Genomic DNA, 16363 nt, shown 5'->3' on the forward strand with positions numbered 1-16363 from the left:
CGCACGGTAGCCAGTGCGCGTCGTCACCAGCCGCGGGCGCGCCATTCGTCCAGGTGCGGCCGCTCGGCGCCGAGCGTCGAGTCGTCGCCGTGACCGGGGTAGAACCACGTGTCGTCCGGCAGCGGCCCGAAGATCCGCTCCTCCAGGTCGTCCATGAGCTGGATGTGGTCCTCGGTGGTCGCGGTCTTCCCGTGCCCGCCCGGAAAAAGGGAGTCGCCGGTCCACAGGTGCGGGTGACCGCCGGGGGACGGATCGCGGTAGACGAGTGCGATCGAGCCGGGGGTGTGGCCGCGCAGGTGCACCACCTCGAGCTCGATCTCGCCGAAGCGGACGGTGTCGCCGTGCTCCACGAGCTCGTCCATCGGGATCGGCAGCTCGGGTGCGTCGAGCGGGTGCGCGATCTGGCGGGTCTGGAACATGCCGGCCACGGCGCCGAGTGCCTGCCAGTGGTCGTGGTGGCGGTGGGTGGTGACCAGGTGGTTCAGCTCGGGACGGCCGTCGCCGGCGCCGATGAGGTCGGCGAGCCGGTCGGGCTCGTTCGCGGCGTCGATCAGCAGCGCCTCGTTCGAGGTGCGGCACACCAGGAGGTAGGCGTTGTTGTCCATCGGGCCCACCGAGATCTTTGTGATGCTGAGGGCATCGAGGTCGCGGCGGATGGCTGCGCCGCCCGGGTCGACATGGCCGGTATAGCGGTCGAGGACGTCCACTCGGACAGACTAGGACCCTGGCCGAGTGGCGGCCCCCGACCGTCACGATCGGATCGCGGTGGGATGCGCGGTTAGCCCGAATCGTTGACAGCAGAACGGTCGCTCGACAACGATCCGTCGACACTCGACCCGGGTGTGACGAGTTCGACGAGGAGCTACCGCGATGGACCCCCACCTGCTCACCCGACGACGTCTCCTCGGTCTCTTCGGCGCGGCCGCGACCGTGCCGGTCCTCTCGGCGTGCGGCAGCAGCGTCGGCGGCTCGGACGGCGGCGGCGCCACCGGTGGCGGCGGCGGAGGCACGGTCAAGGTCGGCCTCGTGGTGCCGCAGTCCGGCGTCTACGCGGCACTCGGCACGGACATGCAGCGCGGCTGGCAGCTCTGGCTCGACCAGAACGGCGGCAAGTTCGGCGACTACGCCGTCGAGACGGTGACCGCGGACGAGGGCGAGACCCCGCAGACGGGCGTACCCGCGGTGCAGAAGGTGCTGCAGAGCGACGGCGTCGACGTGGTCGTCGGCCTGGTCAACTCGGCAACCGCGCTCGGGGTCCGGGACGCCATCACGGAGGCGCGCAAGCTGCTGATCGTCACCAACGCCGGTGCGGAGGACGTCACCGGTGCCCGCCGGACCCCCTACATCTGGCGCACCTCGTTCACCAACGGCCAGATCTCCGCCGCGATGGGCAAGCACCTCGCCGAGTCGGGCTTCTCGGAGGGCGTCTACGCGATCGCGCCCGACTACGCGGCTGGCAGCGAGGTCATCGCACACTTCAAGCGGGCGTTCGAGGCCGGTGGCGGGCGGGTCGTCGGCGAGGTGAAGACGCCGTTCGGCACCACGTCGGACTACCAGCCGTTCCTCACCGGGATCCAGGACTCCGGGGCGCGCGCGACGTTCTGCTTCTTCTCCGGCGCCGAGGCGATCACCTTCGTGCGGCAGTACGCGCAGTTCGGGCTGGCCGGGTCGATCCCGCTCTACGGCTCCGGCTTCCTCACCGAGGGGAACGTGCTGCCGCAGCAGGGCGACGCCGCGCTCGGCGTGCAGAACACGCTGCACTACACCGACCAGCTGGACAACCCGGCCAACAAGGCCTTCGTCGACGCCTACACCACGGCCCACGGCGAGGCGCCGAGCTGCTTCTCGATGGCCACCTTCGACGCGGCCAACGTCCTCAACCGGGCGCTGCGCGGCGCGACCGCCCTCGACGGTGACGCCGTCTCCGCGGCGCTCGGCGGCATCGGCACCGTGGACGACAGCCCGCGCGGGCCGTGGGCGTTCGAGAACCAGACGCCGCGGCAGAACATCTACCTGCGCCGGGTCGACAACGTCGGCGGCAAGCTGGTGAACGCCGTGGTGCAGGACCTCGGTCCGCAGAGCCAGCCAGCGGCGGTCTGATGCTCGTCTCGGTCCTCAACGGGCTCGCCATCGGGTTCCTGCTGTTCATCCTCGCGGTCGGGCTGTCGATCGTGTTCGGGATGATGGACGTGCTCAACCTCGCCCACGGCGCGCTCTTCCTCGGGGGGGCGTACCTCGGCGCCGCGTTCTCCGGCAGCTGGGGCGGCTTCCTCGCCGCGCTGGGCATCGCGGCGGTGGGCGGGCTCATCGCCGGAGCGGTGCTGTCGCTGATGACCGGGCCGCTGCGGCGGCGATCGCACCTGGACCAGGCGTTGCTCACGCTCGGCGTGGCGTTCGTCGTGGCCGAGTTGTTGATCATCGCGTTCGGGGACGACCCGCTGTCGGCGGCCGCCCCGCCCGCGCTGGACGGCTCGGTGACGGTGCTCGGCGCGGTCTACCCGGCCTACCGGCTCGTGCTGATCGGCGTCGGCGCCGTCCTGGCGGTCGCCGTGTACCTGGTCGTGGAACGCACGCGGATCGGCGCGCTGGTGCGGGCCACCGTGGCCGACCGGGACATGGTGGCGACGATCGGCGTCGACAACCGGCTCGTCACCACCGCCGTCTTCGCCGTCGGGTCGCTGCTCGCCACCACAGCGGGCGTGCTCGGCGGACCCATCTACGGGGCACGGCCGGGCCTGGACGCCACCGTGCTGATCCTCGCGCTGGTGGTCGTCGTGATCGGCGGGCTCGGCTCGGTGCGCGGCGCGCTCGTCGGGGCGCTGATCATCGGGCAGGTCGACACGCTCGGCCGGATGCTGCTGCCGGAGCTCGCCTCGTTCGTGCTGTTCGCCGCGCTCGCGCTGGTGCTGGTGCTGCGGCCGCAGGGCCTGTTCGGTGGGCCGGCCGCGGTGGGTGCCCGGTGACGGCCGTGGAGGCACCGGCGGTTCCGGGTGGCGAGGCCGCGGTCACGCCACGGGCGCCGCGCGGCCGGGCCGGGCTCGTCGCGGTGGCCGTGGTGGTCGTGCTCGCCGCGGTGCCGCTGTTCCTCGCGCCGTTCGCCACCACCACGCTCACCCGCATCCTGGTGTTCGCGCTGTTCGCGGTGAGCCTCGACCTGCTCGTCGGCGTGACCGGCCTCCCGTCGCTCGGGCACGCCGCCTACTTCGGCGCGGGTGCGTACGCCGCGGGCTGGGTGTCGATCAACCTGACGGCGGAGGCGCCGGTGCCGCTGCTGGCCGGGGCCGCGGTGGGGGCGGTGGTCGCCGCGCTCACCGGCTGGATCGCGGTCCGCAGCGCCGGGGTCTTCTTCCTGATGCTCACGCTCGCCATCGGTGAGGTCGTGCAGCAGCTGGGCAACACGTGGGAGTCGGTCACCGGCGGGGCGAACGGCCTCACCGGGATCCCGTCGGTGCGCATTGCGGGGTCGCCGCTCGCCAACGCGGGGTTCACCTACTGGTACGTGCTCGCGGTGTTCCTGCTCGGGTTCGCGCTGGTCTGGGTGGTGGCACGGTCGCCGTTCGGGGCGGCGCTGCGGGGGATCAGGGACAACGAGCCGCGGATGCGGGCGATCGGCTACCCGACGTCGATGTACAAGTACGCGGTGTTCGTGCTCGCGGGCGGGGTCGCGGGGCTGGCCGGTTCGCTGCTCGCGGCGCAGGCGCGGTTCGTCGCGCTGCCCGACATGGGCTTCCTGACGGCGTCGTTCGCGCTGCTCGCCGTCGTCATCGGCGGGGCGGGGTCGCTGTGGGGCGCGTGTCTCGGCGCGGCGCTGGTGATCCTCGTCCGCGACGCGCTGGGGCCGAGCCTCGGCGGGCACGGCACGCTGCTGCTGGGCGCGGTGTTCGTGCTGGTCGTCTACGTGCTCCCGCGCGGGGCGGCGGGGATCCGGCTGCGCCGGAGGTCATCATGACGGCGTTGCGGTGCACGGGCCTCGGTCGCTCCTTCGGGGCGCTCAAGGCCGTCGATGGCGTCGACATCGCGGTGGAGCCGGGCGCCCGGCACGCACTGATCGGGCCGAACGGCGCCGGGAAGTCGACGCTGTTCAAGCTGGTCACCGGCACGATGCGGGCCCACACGGGCACGGTGGAGCTGGCGGGCCGCGACGTCACCCGGTTGTCGGAGGTGGCGCGCTGCCGGCTCGGGATGAGCCAGACGATGCAGCACGCGAGCCTGTTCGGGTCGATGACGGGGGCCGAGACGGTCGCGCTGGCGGCCGCAAGGCACGAGGGAGGCCGGATCTCGCCCTTCCCACGCCGGCGTCCCGCGGTGCGGGAGCGGGCCGACGAGCTGCTCGCCGAGGTCGGGCTCGCCGATCGCCGTGACGTGCCGGTGCCTGCCCTTTCCCACGGCGAGCGCAAGCAGCTGGAGGTGGCGCTCGCGCTGGCCTGCCGCCCGTCGCTGCTGCTGCTCGACGAGCCCGCGGCCGGCATGTCGCCCGCGGAGAGCGCGCGGCTGCTCACGCTGCTCTCGGCGCTGCCGAAGGAGATCACGGTGCTGTTCGTGGAGCACGACCTGGACCTGGTGTTCTCCCTCGCCGACTCCGTCACCGTGCTGCACCTCGGGCGCGTGCTGCTCTCCGGCACGCCGGACGAGGTGCGCGCGAGCGAGGCCGTGCGGGAGGCGTACCTGGGGGCGGGGCGCCGGGAGGAGCTGTTCCACACATGAGTTTCCTTCAGGTTCGCGGGCTCGTCTCCGGGTACGACCGGGGCGTCGTCCTGCATGGCGTCGACCTCGACCTGGACGCGGGCGCCGTGCTGGGACTGCTCGGCCGCAACGGCGTCGGCAAGTCGACGCTGATCATGACGCTGGCCGGGCTCGTGCCGCCGAGCGCCGGCTCGATCCTGCTCGACGGTCGTGAGCTGGCCGGGCAGCGGCCGGACCGGATCGCGCGCGCGGGAGTGGCACTCGTGCCGCAGGGCCGCCGGGTGTGGACGACGCTGACGGTGGCGGAGCACCTCGCGCTCTCGTCCCGGTCCCGTGGCGGCACGTGGACGGTCGACACCGTGCTCGACCTGCTGCCCCGGCTCGGCGAGCGCCGCCGCCACTTCGCAGGCCAGCTCTCGGGCGGGGAGCAGCAGATGCTCGCCGTCGCGAGGGCGCTGCTGACGAACCCACGGCTGGTGCTGCTCGACGAGCCGTCCGAGGGGCTCGCGCCCGCCGTCGTCGACCAGATCGCGGGCCTCGTCACCACGATGCGCGACGAGGGGGTGGCGGTGCTGATCGTGGAGCAGGACCTGCACCTCGCGTTCGCCGTGGCCGGGGAGATCGCGGTGATGGCGAAGGGTGTGCTCGTGCACCGGGTGCCGACGCCGGAGTTCCGCCGCGACCCGGACACGGCGTACCGCCTGCTCGGCGTGGCGTGAACACCGCGCCTGCTGAGGCCGCCGTGATGCAGCCGACCGCGGCCCACTGCCGTGCGTCCAGCACCTCGGCGAGCAGCACGAGCCCGGCCAGCGCGCCTGCGACCGGCTCGAGGCTCTGCAGTACGCCGACCGTGCGCGGCGGCAGCCTGCGCAGCGCGGCGAGTTCGAGCGAGTAGGGGAGCACCGCCGACAGGACGGCGACGAGCAGGCCGACGGCCAGCGCGGACGGTCGGAGCAGGTCGGTGCCCGACGCCGAGATGCCGAACGGGAGCGTGACGACGGCCGCCCACGCCACGGCGAGGGCGAGGGTGCCGCGGGCGGCCGTGCCGGCGCGCCTGCTGAGCAGCAGGTAGCAGCCCATGGCCGCGCCCGCGCAGAGCGCGAGGAGCACGCCCGGGAGCGGCAGGGGACCGGAGGACCCGCCGCCCACCAGGAACACCCCCGCGCAGGCGAGCAGCGCCCACCCGGCGTCCAGCGGGCGGCGGGACCCGGCCAGCGCGACCGCGAGCGGGCCGAGGAGCAGCAGCGAGGTCGCGACTCCGAGCGGGAGGTACCGCATCGCGGGATAGACGAGGTTCATCCCGGCGATCGCGGTGCCGAAGGCGACGACCAGCCCGATTGAGCGGGGCTCGGTCGGCAGCCGGGGCCGCATGACCGCCAGCAGGACGAGTGCGGCGAGCCCGAGCCGCAGCGTGACGACGCCGGCGGGCTCCAGCAGGTCGAACGCGCGTTTCCCGACCGCCTGCCCCGCCTGGACGCTGACCACGCTGGCGAGCACGAGCAGCGGGGCGCGGGACATGAACCCACCATCCGGCCGGATTCCGTGAACGTCCAGCTGCGATTTCCTTGGTGTTTTCTTGTAGTCTGGCCTGAATGATCGATCTGCGCAGGCTGCACGTCCTGCGGATGCTCGACGAGCACGGCACCGTCACGGCGGCCGCGGCGGCGCTGTTCCTCACGCCGTCCGCGGTGTCGCAGCAGATCCGGCTGCTCGGCCGGGACGTCGGTGTCGAGCTGCTGGAGCGGGTAGGCCGCGGCGTGCGGCTCACCCCGGCCGCGCGGCTGCTGCTCGGCCACACCGACCGGCTCTACGCCGACTGGGAACGCGTGCTCGCCGAGGTGGCCGCCGCCCCGGCAGGCGGCGCGCTGCGGCTCTGCGCGTTCCCGACCGCGCTCGCCGCACTGGTCGCACCGGCCGCGGCCGCGCTGCGCGGCACGACGGAGGTCGAGCTCACGGAGGCAAGCAACGCGGAGTGCTTCGCGCTGCTGCTCGCGGGTGGGGCCGACATCGCCGTCGTACTGCCCGCCCCGGACGCGCCACCGCGCGACGACCCGCGGTTCGACCAGCAGCCGCTCCTGCACGACCCGTTCGACCTGGTTGTTCCCGCCGGCCACCCGTTCGCGTCCGCGGACGCGGTCGATCTCGCCGATGCCGCCGACGAGGCGTGGATCGGCGCCGACCGGGGTGACGACTCGGCGATCGTCATGGCGGCGTGCAGCGCAGCGGGCTTCGCGCCCCGCATCGCCCACGGCGCGAAGGAGTGGAACTCGGTCGTCGCGCTCGTCTCGCACGGGTTCGGGGTCTGCCTGATGCCGCGGCTCGCGCCGATCCCGGCGCACCACCGCGTCGTGCGGATCCCGCTGCGCGGCGCGCCCGCCCCGTCCCGCACCGTCCTGACCTGCGTGCGCCGCGGCAGCAGGGGGCAGCCGGGGATCGCGCGTGGATTGAGCGCGCTCGCCGCCGTGGGTGCGCAGTCACCGCTCCCGCTCATCGACGCCACCGACGAGGAGCACGATCTCCCCGTGCCGCACAGGCACACGTACCGGCACACCCGCCGGAGCTGATCCGGCTTGCCAGGCGTGCACACCGTCGCGGCACCGGGCACACATCCCGCGGTGTGCACGGACGCCGCGGGATGTGCACGGTCTTCCTAACCCGTTCTCAGCTCCGTTCGGATCGTCACCGCGTCGCGGAGCAGCACCGTGACCGGCGTGCTGTCGACCACCCCCGCCAGCTGTTCCCGCAGGTCCTGGCCGACCTCGCCGTCGACCGTCACCCGCCGGTCGAGCATCGGTGGGGTGCTCGGGTGCACGCCGACGTGCACGGTGACGGCGCCGGGGTCGATGTCCCAGCGCTGCAGGAACGTGCGCACCGACATGGCCGTGCACGCCGAGAGGGACGCCGCGAGCAGGCCGAACGGGGTGGCGCCCGGCGGCTCGGCCCCGGTGCCGTCGGGCACGGCGCAGCTCAGCTCGAACCCGTTGACGCTCAGGTCGGCGGCGTCGCTCTCCGGGGCAGGCAGGCGCGCGACGGACCAGACGTTCGGTTCTCCCACCGGATCAGCGTAGAACCCCGGCGGGAACCCGGCCGCGTCCCCGGACGTCGATCGGGTGTGGGGGATCGGATGGAGACATGGGTGCGGCGGCTGGCGGGCCCGCCGGACGGGCACCGGGTGCGTCGGCCGGTCACCCCTACGGCGCCTACCTCGCCCAGGGCTTCGGGCTGCGGCACCCGGACCGCGTCGCGGGGATGGTGCTCGACTCGCCGCTGCTCGGCCCGCGCGACCTCGCCGTTCAGCGTGCCCACATCCGTGCGCTGCTGTGGGATGGCGCCGCGCCGGACACCGCCCGGCCCGCCGCGTTGCTGCGGGCGCTCGTGGCGGACGGGCTCGTGGCGCCGGACCGCACGGGCGCGGTCGTCCCGCTCGTGTACGAGTTCGCGGGCCCACGAGTGCTCGCGCGGCTGCTCACCGGGGTGCGCGAGGGGCGCACCCGGGCGTGGGAGTGGTGCGAGCGCGCGGGCGCCCGGGAGATCGACGGCCCCGGAACGGGTTTCCTGATGGAGACCGACCTCGTCGCCGGGATCAGCCACGGCGAGCTGCACTACGGGGCGCCGCCGGACGGGCTGCCGCTCGACCCGCAGGTCATGCATGCCGCCATGGCCGCGACGAAACCGCGGTTCACCGGCGAGCCGTACGACCTCCCCTCCGCGCTGCCGGCGTTCGACTGGCCCACCGCCGTCGTCTCCGGTGGCCGGGACGTCCGCACCCCGCGTCCCGTGGCCGAGCGGGTGGCCGAGCTAGCGCCGGACGCGGTCCTCGTCCCGCTGCCCGGCATGGGGCACAGCGCCCTCGACACCCATCCGCTCGCGGCCCTGCACGTCGCCCACGCGGTGGCGGCGGGCGCGCACCGGCGGCTCCCCGGCCTCGCCCCGCGCATCGCGGCCCTGCCCCGCAGGGCGATGTCGGGCCACCTGGGCTCGGTCATCGCCGCGGGCCTTGCCCTCGAGCGCTGGGCACCCCGCAGGGCGCTCGCCGACGCACCCTGTGTCCGCTGACACGCCCGGTCGACGGGACGTGCGGGCCGAGAAGGGGTGCGTGAGCAGGGAAGGGGTGCGTGGCCGGCGGCCGAGGAGCACCCGGTGAGCGGTCGTTCGAACGTGTGTGCGATCCTCGTTCGGGCTGTCCGGCTCCCCGAGGCGGCCGCTCGCCGGGCCGACGCACCGGTTCTGTCGGTGGCCGCGCCTAGCATGGATCGAGGGCCCCCGTCGGCCCTCCACCGGCATCTCAGGAGGCTTCCCCACCGTGGCCGACCGTCTGGTAGTACGCGGCGCCCGCGAGCACAACCTCCGCGGCGTCGACCTCGACCTGCCGCGCGACAGCCTCGTGGTGTTCACCGGCCTGTCCGGGTCGGGCAAGTCCAGCCTCGCCTTCGACACCATCTTCGCCGAGGGACAGCGGCGGTACGTCGAGTCGCTGTCGGCGTACGCCCGGCAGTTCCTCGGGCAGATGGACAAGCCTGACGTCGACTTCATCGAGGGCCTCTCGCCGGCGGTCTCGATCGACCAGAAGTCCACCAACCGCAACCCGCGGTCCACGGTCGGCACCATCACCGAGGTCTACGACTACCTGCGCCTCCTCTACGCCCGCGCCGGTGTGCCGCACTGCCCGGTGTGCGGGCACGTCATCGAGAAGCAGACGCCGCAGCAGATCGTCGACCAGGTGCTCGCCATGGAGGAGGGCAGCCGGTTCCAGGTGCTGGCGCCGGTGGTGCGCACCCGTAAGGGCGAGTTCGTCGACCTGTTCTCCAACCTGCAGGCGCAGGGCTACTCGCGCGTGATGGTCGACGGCACCATCCACCAGCTCACCGACCCGCCGAAGCTCAAGAAGCAGGAGAAGCACGACATCTCCGTGGTGGTCGACCGGCTCTCCGTCAAGGAGTCGGCCAAGCAGCGCCTCACCGACTCGGTGGAGACCGCGCTCCGGCTGGCCGACGGGCTGGTCGTGCTCGACTTCGTCGACCTCCCCGACGACGATCCGCATCGCGAGGTCCGGTTCTCGGAACGGATGGCCTGCCCCAACGGCCACCCGCTGTCGCTCGACGACCTCGAGCCACGCACGTTCTCCTTCAACTCGCCCTACGGTGCGTGCCCCGAGTGCACCGGGATCGGGATCAAGAAGGAGGTCGACCCGGAGCTGGTCGTCCCGGACCAGGAGGCGAGTCTCGCCGACGGCGCGATCGCGCCGTGGGCGGGCGGGCAGACGGCGGAGTACTTCGGCCGCCTGCTGGAGGGGCTGTCCCGTGCGGTCGGGTTCCGGATGGACACCCCGTGGCGCAAGCTGCCCGCCACCGCGCAGAAGGCGGTGCTGCACGGCACCCAGGACCAGGTGCACGTCCGCTACCGCAACCGCTACGGCCGCGAGCGCTCCTACTACGCCAACTTCGAGGGCGTCGTCCCGTTCCTGGAGCGGCGGCTCGACCAGACCGACTCCGAGTACGCGCGCGAGAAGTACGAGGGGTACATGCGCGACGTGCCGTGCCCCGCGTGCAAGGGGGCGCGGCTCAAGCCCGAGGTGCTGGCCGTCACGCTCAAGCACCGCAGCCAGGGCGACCGGTCCATCGCCGAGGTCACCGCGATGTCGGTGGCCGAGTGCGCGGAGTTCCTCGACGGCATGCAGCTCGACCAGCGCCAGGCGGCGATCGCGGGCCGGGTGCTCAAGGAGGTGCAGGCGCGGCTGGGCTTCCTGCTCGACGTGGGCCTCGACTACCTCTCGCTCGACCGCGCCGCCGGCACCCTGTCCGGTGGCGAGGCCCAGCGCATCCGGCTGGCCACCCAGATCGGGTCCGGTCTGGTGGGCGTGCTGTACGTGCTGGACGAGCCGTCGATCGGGCTGCACCAGCGCGACAACCGGCGGCTCATCGAGACCCTCAGCCGACTGCGCGCCCTCGGCAACACGCTCATCGTCGTCGAGCACGACGAGGACACCATCCGGCACGCCGACTGGGTCGTCGACATCGGCCCGGGAGCGGGGGAGCACGGCGGGCAGATCGTCCACAGCGGCCCGGTCGCCGAGCTGGAGGCGCACGACACCTCGCTCACCGGCGCCTACCTGTCCGGCCGGCGCTCGATCCCGGTGCCCGACATCCGCCGTCCGCGCGACCGCAAGCGCCAGCTCACGGTCGTCGGGGCGCGGGAGCACAACCTGCGCGGCATCGACGTCGACATCCCGCTCGGCTGCCTGGTGTCGGTCACCGGCGTGTCCGGCTCGGGCAAGTCCACGCTGGTCAACGACATCCTCGCCACCGTGCTGGCCAACAAGCTCAACGGCGCGCGGCAGGTGCCGGGGCGCCACACGCGCATCACCGGGCTCGACGGGCTCGACAAGCTGGTGCGGGTCGACCAGTCACCGATCGGGCGCACCCCGCGGTCCAACCCGGCCACCTACACCGGCGTGTGGGACAAGATCCGCACGCTGTTCGCCTCCACCACCGAGGCGAAGGTGCGTGGCTACCAGGCCGGCCGGTTCTCGTTCAACGTCAAGGGCGGCCGCTGCGAGGCGTGCTCGGGCGACGGCACGATCAAGATCGAGATGAACTTCCTGCCGGACGTCTACGTGCCGTGCGAGGTCTGCAAGGGCGCCCGGTACAACCGCGAGACCCTCGAGGTGCACTACAAGGGCAAGACGGTGGCCGACGTCCTCGACATGCCCATCGAGGAGGCGGCCGAGTTCTTCGCGCCGATCACCTCGATCGCCCGCTACCTGCGCACCCTCGTGGACGTCGGGCTCGGGTACGTGCGGCTCGGGCAGCCGGCACCCACCCTGTCCGGCGGTGAGGCGCAGCGCGTCAAGCTCGCGTCCGAGCTGCAGAAGCGGTCCAACGGCCGCACGATCTACATCCTCGACGAGCCGACCACCGGCCTGCACTTCGAGGACATCCGCAAGCTCCTCGACGTGATCAACGGCCTCGTCGACAAGGGCAACTCGGTCATCGTCATCGAGCACAACCTGGACGTCATCAAGACGTCCGACTGGATCATCGACATGGGCCCGGAGGGCGGCTCGGGCGGCGGCACGGTGATCGCCGAGGGCACTCCGGAGCAGGTGGCCGCCAGCCCGGCGAGCTACACGGGCCATTTCCTGAAGGGCCTGGTCACGCCGGAGGAGGCCCCGGCTCCCAAGACCACCCGGCGGAAGAAGGCCGCCGCCGCGAGCTAGTGTCCCGAACCGGAAGTCCGGTGCATAAATCGGCGGATCCAGGTTTCCGCTGGGTGTGCCGGCGGGCCGGCCTCGTACCGGGCGTACTCGGCCGGTTCGCCGGTGCGCCCAGCGGGAAGCTGGGCCGTCGAGTTATGTGGTGGACTTCCGGTTCGGGACACTAGGCACGGGCCCCGCTCAGGGCCCGGTCACAGCCGCTTCGCCGACCGCAACGACCGCGAGTAGTACCCGCCGTCGTCGAGCAGGGACGTGCCACCGAGGTCACCGAGCGTCGGACCGTCGGCGCGCACCCGGCTGGAGACGAACCGATGCCCGCCCGACTCGTCCCGCCCCAGGTAGATCGCCACGTGGTCGGTCCGGCCGTCGACCGTCTTGTCCAGGTCGAAGAACAGCAGGTCACCGGCCTGCAGCACGCCGAGGTTCGTCGGGATCCCGCCGGTGTCGGGCAACAGGGTGACACCCGGCCCGACCTCGGACATCGCCCGCGCCCGCCGCGGCAGTCCCGGTCCCCGCTCGTTCGTGGGGATCAGCGGATATCCGGCCCGGAAGCCGTAGACGAGCCGGACGAAGCCGGAGCAGTCGGCGGTCCCGTAGCGCACCGGGTCGGGCTCGCGCCTCGCGCCGTCCGCGAAGGTCCAGTCGACGCCGAGATAGTCGTAGAAGTCGTTGCTCTCGATGGGCGGCCGGCCCGGCGGCGGAGGCGGGCCGAAGCTCGCGTCGCCCTTGAACCGCACCTCCTGGGCATCCCGCTCCTCCGGTGCGCCGTCCAGGTAGTCCTTCGCGAACGCCAGCACGTCGGGCTCGGTGCTGCCGAGGTGGGTCTGCAGCCAGTCGCGCACCCATGGCGCGTTCTCGTCCTCCGGGTTCCATTCCTCGGGCAGCAGCCGCACCCACACCCGCGTGGTCACGGCCCGGCCGGGGAACTGGGGCTCGGCGAACGTACGCTCCGGCCCGTCAAGGGTGACGGTGCGCGCGCCGTCGGTGAAGGTGGCGAGCACTGTGCCCGCCGCGTCGACGACCGTGGAGCGAGCGGGCTCCTCACGCCGGAGGAAACGCAGGTCCGAGACCGGCGTGCCCGACAGCGAGGAGGCGGCGGCCGACGGGGCCTGCGGCAGCAGCCGCACCTGATCGCCGCGCACCAACCCGACGGCGATCCCGCCGACGCCGACGACGACGGCCAACACGCCCATGACGACCCGGCGCCCGGTGCGCGCGCTCACAGGGCCGTCACCGCCCCGAGCACCAGCCCGCTCGCCAGCACCCCGTAGCTGGTCAGGCTCACCGCCGACGTCGCAAGCACGGTGGCCAACGGTGGCTGCCGCACGAGCTGGTAGGCCACCAGCCCCGGGATCACGAAGCCGAGCGTCTCGTGCGCGAAGATCAGCGGGTAGTCCCGCTGGACCAGGAGGAACAGGGCGGTCGAGAGCAGCACCGACAGCAGCATCACGGCCGCGAACAGCCGCTTGCCGTAGAGGATCATCACCCGCTGCAGGCCGCGCACCCCGACATAGGTGATCACCGTGACGCCTGCGATCACCGCGACCTTCCACCCGTCCTCGACGAGGGTGAGGGCCAGCCAACCGGGCGTGATCATGCCGCCCGGCGAGAGGTTGGTGGTGAGGTAGCAGATGAGCGCGAGCAACAGCCCGATCGCCAGCGCGATGGTCGCTGCCTGCGGCGCGAGAGTGCCGGCGAACATCAACCCACCTCGGACGGTACGGCCCGGGGCAGCGCGGCGATGCGGGAGAGCAGCACCTCACCCTGCCCGTGAATGTTGCCGACCGCGACCACGCTGCCGTCGCCCTCCGGCCCGAACGCGACCTCGTCCAGGAACGCGTCAATGTCGAGATCACCGCCGAGGTCGACCACCCGGTCGGTCAGCTTCCGGGGCACCGCGGTCCGTGCGCTGTGGGTCTGCTCCCCGATCAGGACGATCCGGTCCGGCAGGATCCGGCCGGTCAGCTCGCCCATCTGCCGGTTGCGCTCGATGCGGTCGGGCCGGCAGTTGATCACGACCGTGAGCGGGTCGTAGAGCAAGCCACGGTCCTCGAGCAGGTGGATGTTCATCAGCGTCGACTCGGGGTCGTTCGCGGCGAAGATGTTCGCGAAGGCGAGATAGCCGCGGTCGGTGACGTAGGTGTCGACGGTGACCGTGCCGGGATCGGGGCGGGCCGCGACCATCCCGGCCATGGCCTCACCGCGGGCGACGCCGCACATCTGCGCCACGGCCAGCGCGATCGCCACGTTCTCCTTGAACGTGATCCAGCGGAACCGCTCCATCTCCTCGTCCCGCACGGAGTCCGGGTTCACCGCGACGAGCTCGCAGTTCCGCTTGTCGGCCTCCTCCTGCAGGATGTGCAGCCGGTCCTGCTCGGCGGTGACGCAGATACCGCCCACCGGCATCGAGCGCGACAGGGATCGCGCCACATCGTCGAGAGTGGGGCCCATCTCGTCGAGGTGGTCCTCCCGCACGTTGCAGATCACGCAGATCGTGGAACGGACCAACTTCCTCTCGTTGATCTCCTGCAGGTCCGGGAGCACGGCCATGCACTCGATCACCAGCGCGTCCGGCTGCAGGGCCGCGGCCCGCCGGACGATCCCGATCTGCTCGACGATGTTGGCGAGGCCGAACTTGCGGTGGATCGGTTCCTCCGTGCCGTCCGGGAACACGAAGCGGGCGGCCGTACCGGTGGTCTTCGCGACCGTCCGCAGGCCTCCGCCGCGCAGCGCGCCGGCACACAGCCGGGTGATGGAGCTCTTACCGCGGATGCCGTTCACGACGACCCGCTGCGGGATCGAGTTCAGTCGCCGGTGGTGGCCTCGCTGCTCGACCAGCCCGGCCAGCAGGAGCAACAGGCAGCCACCGACGTACACGCCGAAGAGGAACGTCACGAGCGGACTTCCTCATCGAGGCGGGCGTGCGCCGCGACGAACCGGTTGGTCGCCGCGACGGCGGTGCCGAGCTCGTCGAGGCGCTGCGGAGCGAGCGGGGGCACCTCGTCCCCGGCGGCCAGCCGTTCGACGTGCCGGGCCAGCCGGCGGGCGGGCAGGACGACCGTGACCAAGGTCCACGCGAGTGCCCCCATCGCCACGCTTGCGCTCACCGCGATCACGACGATCGTGCCCCGCCGGCTGCCATCGTCCGCGAACGCGGCGATGGCGACGTCCTGCTCCTCGATGAGCACCCATCCGAGATCGGTGGGTGCGCCCGGAGGGCTCACGAGCCGGGCCGCGGCGACCCGACCGTCCGCCAGCTGCTCGGCCCTGGGCGAATCCGTGGGCACCGTCCCGGCGAGAGCCTCGAGCGCCGGGTCGTCCAGTGGTGCGAACGCGGTGTACCCGCCGCTGTCGAGCACGGTGGCTCGCTGCGGGTCGACCACGCGAGTGGACCCGCCCGCGCGGATCACAGCGTTGAGCGCGCGCGGGTCGAATTCGGCCACGAGCACACTCGCGCCGTCCCGCATCGGGGTCGACGCGCGGACGAGCGGCTCGCTACCGGCGGTGTTGGCCTGCACGACCCGTGACTCGGATGGCAGGGCGGTGACCGGTTCGCCGAGCGGGAGACCTGCGGTCGCGATCGGCCTGCCCGCTCTGTCGACGACCGAGACCGACCGGAACAGCGGCTGGGCCGCGAGGATCTGCCCGGCGGTGTTGGCGGGATCGGTGACAACGCCACCGGTCGGCGGGTCGGCCGCCCGTTGCAGCGCGGCGAGCCCGCCACGCACTGCGGAGTCCAGTTCCGCGGCCCGCTCGTCGGCCCGCACACCCACCTCGCGGACGAGCTCGGCTGGGGCCGGCACAGCTCCGCCGACGGTTGCGGTCGCGGCCACCACGACCCAGCCGAGGACCAGCAGGGCGGCCAGGCACGGTGCCACGGCCAGCGGAACCCCGAGAGAACGGGAGCCGCGCCGGCCGAGCCGGCTGCCGCGGAACCGGTACAGGGCCAGCGCGACACGGTCGAGCTCGGCGACCCGCGCACGCGACACGACCAGCTCGACACGCCCCTCGATAGCCATCCGGGCCATCGCCGCGCCGAATCGCCGGACCGGTGCTACGAGACCGGCCCACACCAGGACATACCCGACGGCTGCCACCACCACGAGGGTTCTGGGGAGCCACCAGTCCGGCCACCCGCCGCCGCCGACCGCGATGGCGCTGAGCGCAGCCGCACCGGCGAGCAGCGCGAGCAGTGCGACGAGCGGCCCGCCGCTCACGCCTGCCGGGAAGCGGGGCCGCAGGAAGGGTGTGAACGACGGGGCGGAGACCACCCTCATCTGAAGCGGGATCGTGGGGGGGCCCGAGATCCTCCTCCTCATTTGCGGCGGGATCGTCGGCGGGGAGCTGGGCGCGCTCAACGAGCGTGTCCCTTCGAACGGCTCCCGGTGCCGTCCTGTCACCAGATCACTTTTGAGTTCGAATCCGGCCTCGTCGCCACGGGACGCAGCGCGCAGCGCCTCGTCCAGG

Annotated in this window: 14 protein-coding genes and 1 pseudogene; 8 read left to right on the forward strand and 7 right to left on the reverse strand. The window is 72.7% G+C overall.

The window, feature by feature from the left end; genetic code table 11:
• Positions 1-23 precede the first annotated feature (23 nt).
• On the reverse strand, positions 24-707 hold the full coding sequence (locus tag K1T35_RS16175) for an MBL fold metallo-hydrolase (RefSeq protein WP_220260968.1): 684 nt from the start codon (positions 705-707) through the stop codon (positions 24-26).
• Positions 708-870: 163 nt separating this feature from the next.
• On the opposite strand from K1T35_RS16175, the gene K1T35_RS16180 reads away from it, so the two are divergent.
• The 5 genes and pseudogenes from K1T35_RS16180 to K1T35_RS48870 form a co-directional block, all read left to right on the forward strand.
• The gene (locus K1T35_RS16180; protein WP_220260969.1) at positions 871-2100 is read left to right on the forward strand and encodes an ABC transporter substrate-binding protein; all 1230 of its coding nucleotides are present in this window, start codon (positions 871-873) and stop codon (positions 2098-2100) included.
• Complete coding sequence (locus tag K1T35_RS16185; protein ID WP_220260970.1) at positions 2100-2963, forward strand: branched-chain amino acid ABC transporter permease; 864 nt, start codon at positions 2100-2102, stop codon at positions 2961-2963. Before K1T35_RS16180 ends, K1T35_RS16185 begins: the two co-directional genes overlap by 1 nt.
• Positions 2960-3949 (forward strand): branched-chain amino acid ABC transporter permease, encoded by a 990-nt coding sequence (locus K1T35_RS16190; RefSeq protein WP_220260971.1) that lies wholly within the window; start codon positions 2960-2962, stop codon positions 3947-3949. The genes K1T35_RS16185 and K1T35_RS16190 overlap by 4 nt, the downstream gene beginning before the upstream one ends.
• Positions 3946-4704: an ABC transporter ATP-binding protein gene (locus K1T35_RS16195; protein WP_220262644.1), complete on the forward strand. Its 759-nt coding sequence runs from the start codon at positions 3946-3948 to the stop codon at positions 4702-4704. Before K1T35_RS16190 ends, K1T35_RS16195 begins: the two co-directional genes overlap by 4 nt.
• Positions 4701-5168: pseudogene (locus K1T35_RS48870) on the forward strand (ABC transporter ATP-binding protein); the annotation flags it as partial. The gene K1T35_RS16195 and the pseudogene K1T35_RS48870, both read left to right, overlap by 4 nt.
• 55 nt (positions 5169-5223) lie before the next feature.
• On the opposite strand, the gene K1T35_RS16200 reads toward K1T35_RS48870, so the two are convergent.
• Positions 5224-6201: a DMT family transporter gene (locus K1T35_RS16200; protein ID WP_220260972.1), complete on the reverse strand. Its 978-nt coding sequence runs from the start codon at positions 6199-6201 to the stop codon at positions 5224-5226.
• Positions 6202-6275: 74 nt separating this feature from the next.
• Here K1T35_RS16200 and K1T35_RS16205 point away from each other — a divergent pair, with 74 nt between their 5' ends.
• Positions 6276-7247, forward strand: coding sequence for a LysR family transcriptional regulator (locus K1T35_RS16205; RefSeq protein WP_220260973.1), 972 nt, complete (start codon positions 6276-6278; stop codon positions 7245-7247).
• An 86-nt stretch (positions 7248-7333) separates the two neighbouring features.
• On the opposite strand, the gene K1T35_RS16210 is transcribed toward K1T35_RS16205, so the two are convergent.
• A complete protein-coding gene (locus K1T35_RS16210) occupies positions 7334-7738 on the reverse strand; it encodes an OsmC family protein (protein WP_220260974.1) in 405 nt (134 codons plus the stop codon).
• A gap of 77 nt (positions 7739-7815) precedes the next feature.
• On the opposite strand from K1T35_RS16210, the gene K1T35_RS16215 reads away from it, so the two are divergent.
• Together K1T35_RS16215 and uvrA are read left to right on the forward strand one after the other, a co-directional pair.
• On the forward strand, positions 7816-8739 hold the full coding sequence (locus K1T35_RS16215; RefSeq protein WP_220260975.1) for an alpha/beta fold hydrolase: 924 nt from the start codon (positions 7816-7818) through the stop codon (positions 8737-8739).
• Between the two features lie 247 nt (positions 8740-8986).
• A complete protein-coding gene (gene uvrA, locus K1T35_RS16220) occupies positions 8987-11899 on the forward strand; it encodes an excinuclease ABC subunit UvrA (RefSeq protein WP_220260976.1) in 2913 nt (970 codons plus the stop codon).
• 188 nt (positions 11900-12087) lie between these two features.
• Here the strand turns inward: uvrA and K1T35_RS16225 are convergent, their stop codons facing one another.
• Genes K1T35_RS16225 through K1T35_RS16240 form a run of 4 tightly spaced genes read right to left on the reverse strand, consistent with a single transcriptional unit; the run spans position 12088 to position 16173 of the window.
• On the reverse strand, positions 12088-13119 hold the full coding sequence (locus K1T35_RS16225; RefSeq protein WP_220260977.1) for an NlpC/P60 family protein: 1032 nt from the start codon (positions 13117-13119) through the stop codon (positions 12088-12090).
• On the reverse strand, positions 13116-13598 hold the full coding sequence (locus K1T35_RS16230) for a poly-gamma-glutamate biosynthesis protein PgsC/CapC (RefSeq protein WP_220260978.1): 483 nt from the start codon (positions 13596-13598) through the stop codon (positions 13116-13118). Before K1T35_RS16230 ends, K1T35_RS16225 begins: the two co-directional genes overlap by 4 nt.
• Entirely contained in the window at positions 13598-14791 is a 1194-nt protein-coding gene (gene pgsB, locus K1T35_RS16235; protein ID WP_220260979.1) for a poly-gamma-glutamate synthase PgsB, read from the reverse strand. Before pgsB ends, K1T35_RS16230 begins: the two co-directional genes overlap by 1 nt.
• On the reverse strand, positions 14788-16173 hold the full coding sequence (locus K1T35_RS16240) for a HAMP domain-containing protein (RefSeq protein ID WP_220260980.1): 1386 nt from the start codon (positions 16171-16173) through the stop codon (positions 14788-14790). The genes pgsB and K1T35_RS16240 overlap by 4 nt, the downstream gene beginning before the upstream one ends.
• Positions 16174-16363 lie beyond the last annotated feature (190 nt).

Source organism: Pseudonocardia sp. DSM 110487, assembly GCF_019468565.1.
In the GTDB taxonomy this organism is placed as follows: domain Bacteria; phylum Actinomycetota; class Actinomycetes; order Mycobacteriales; family Pseudonocardiaceae; genus Pseudonocardia.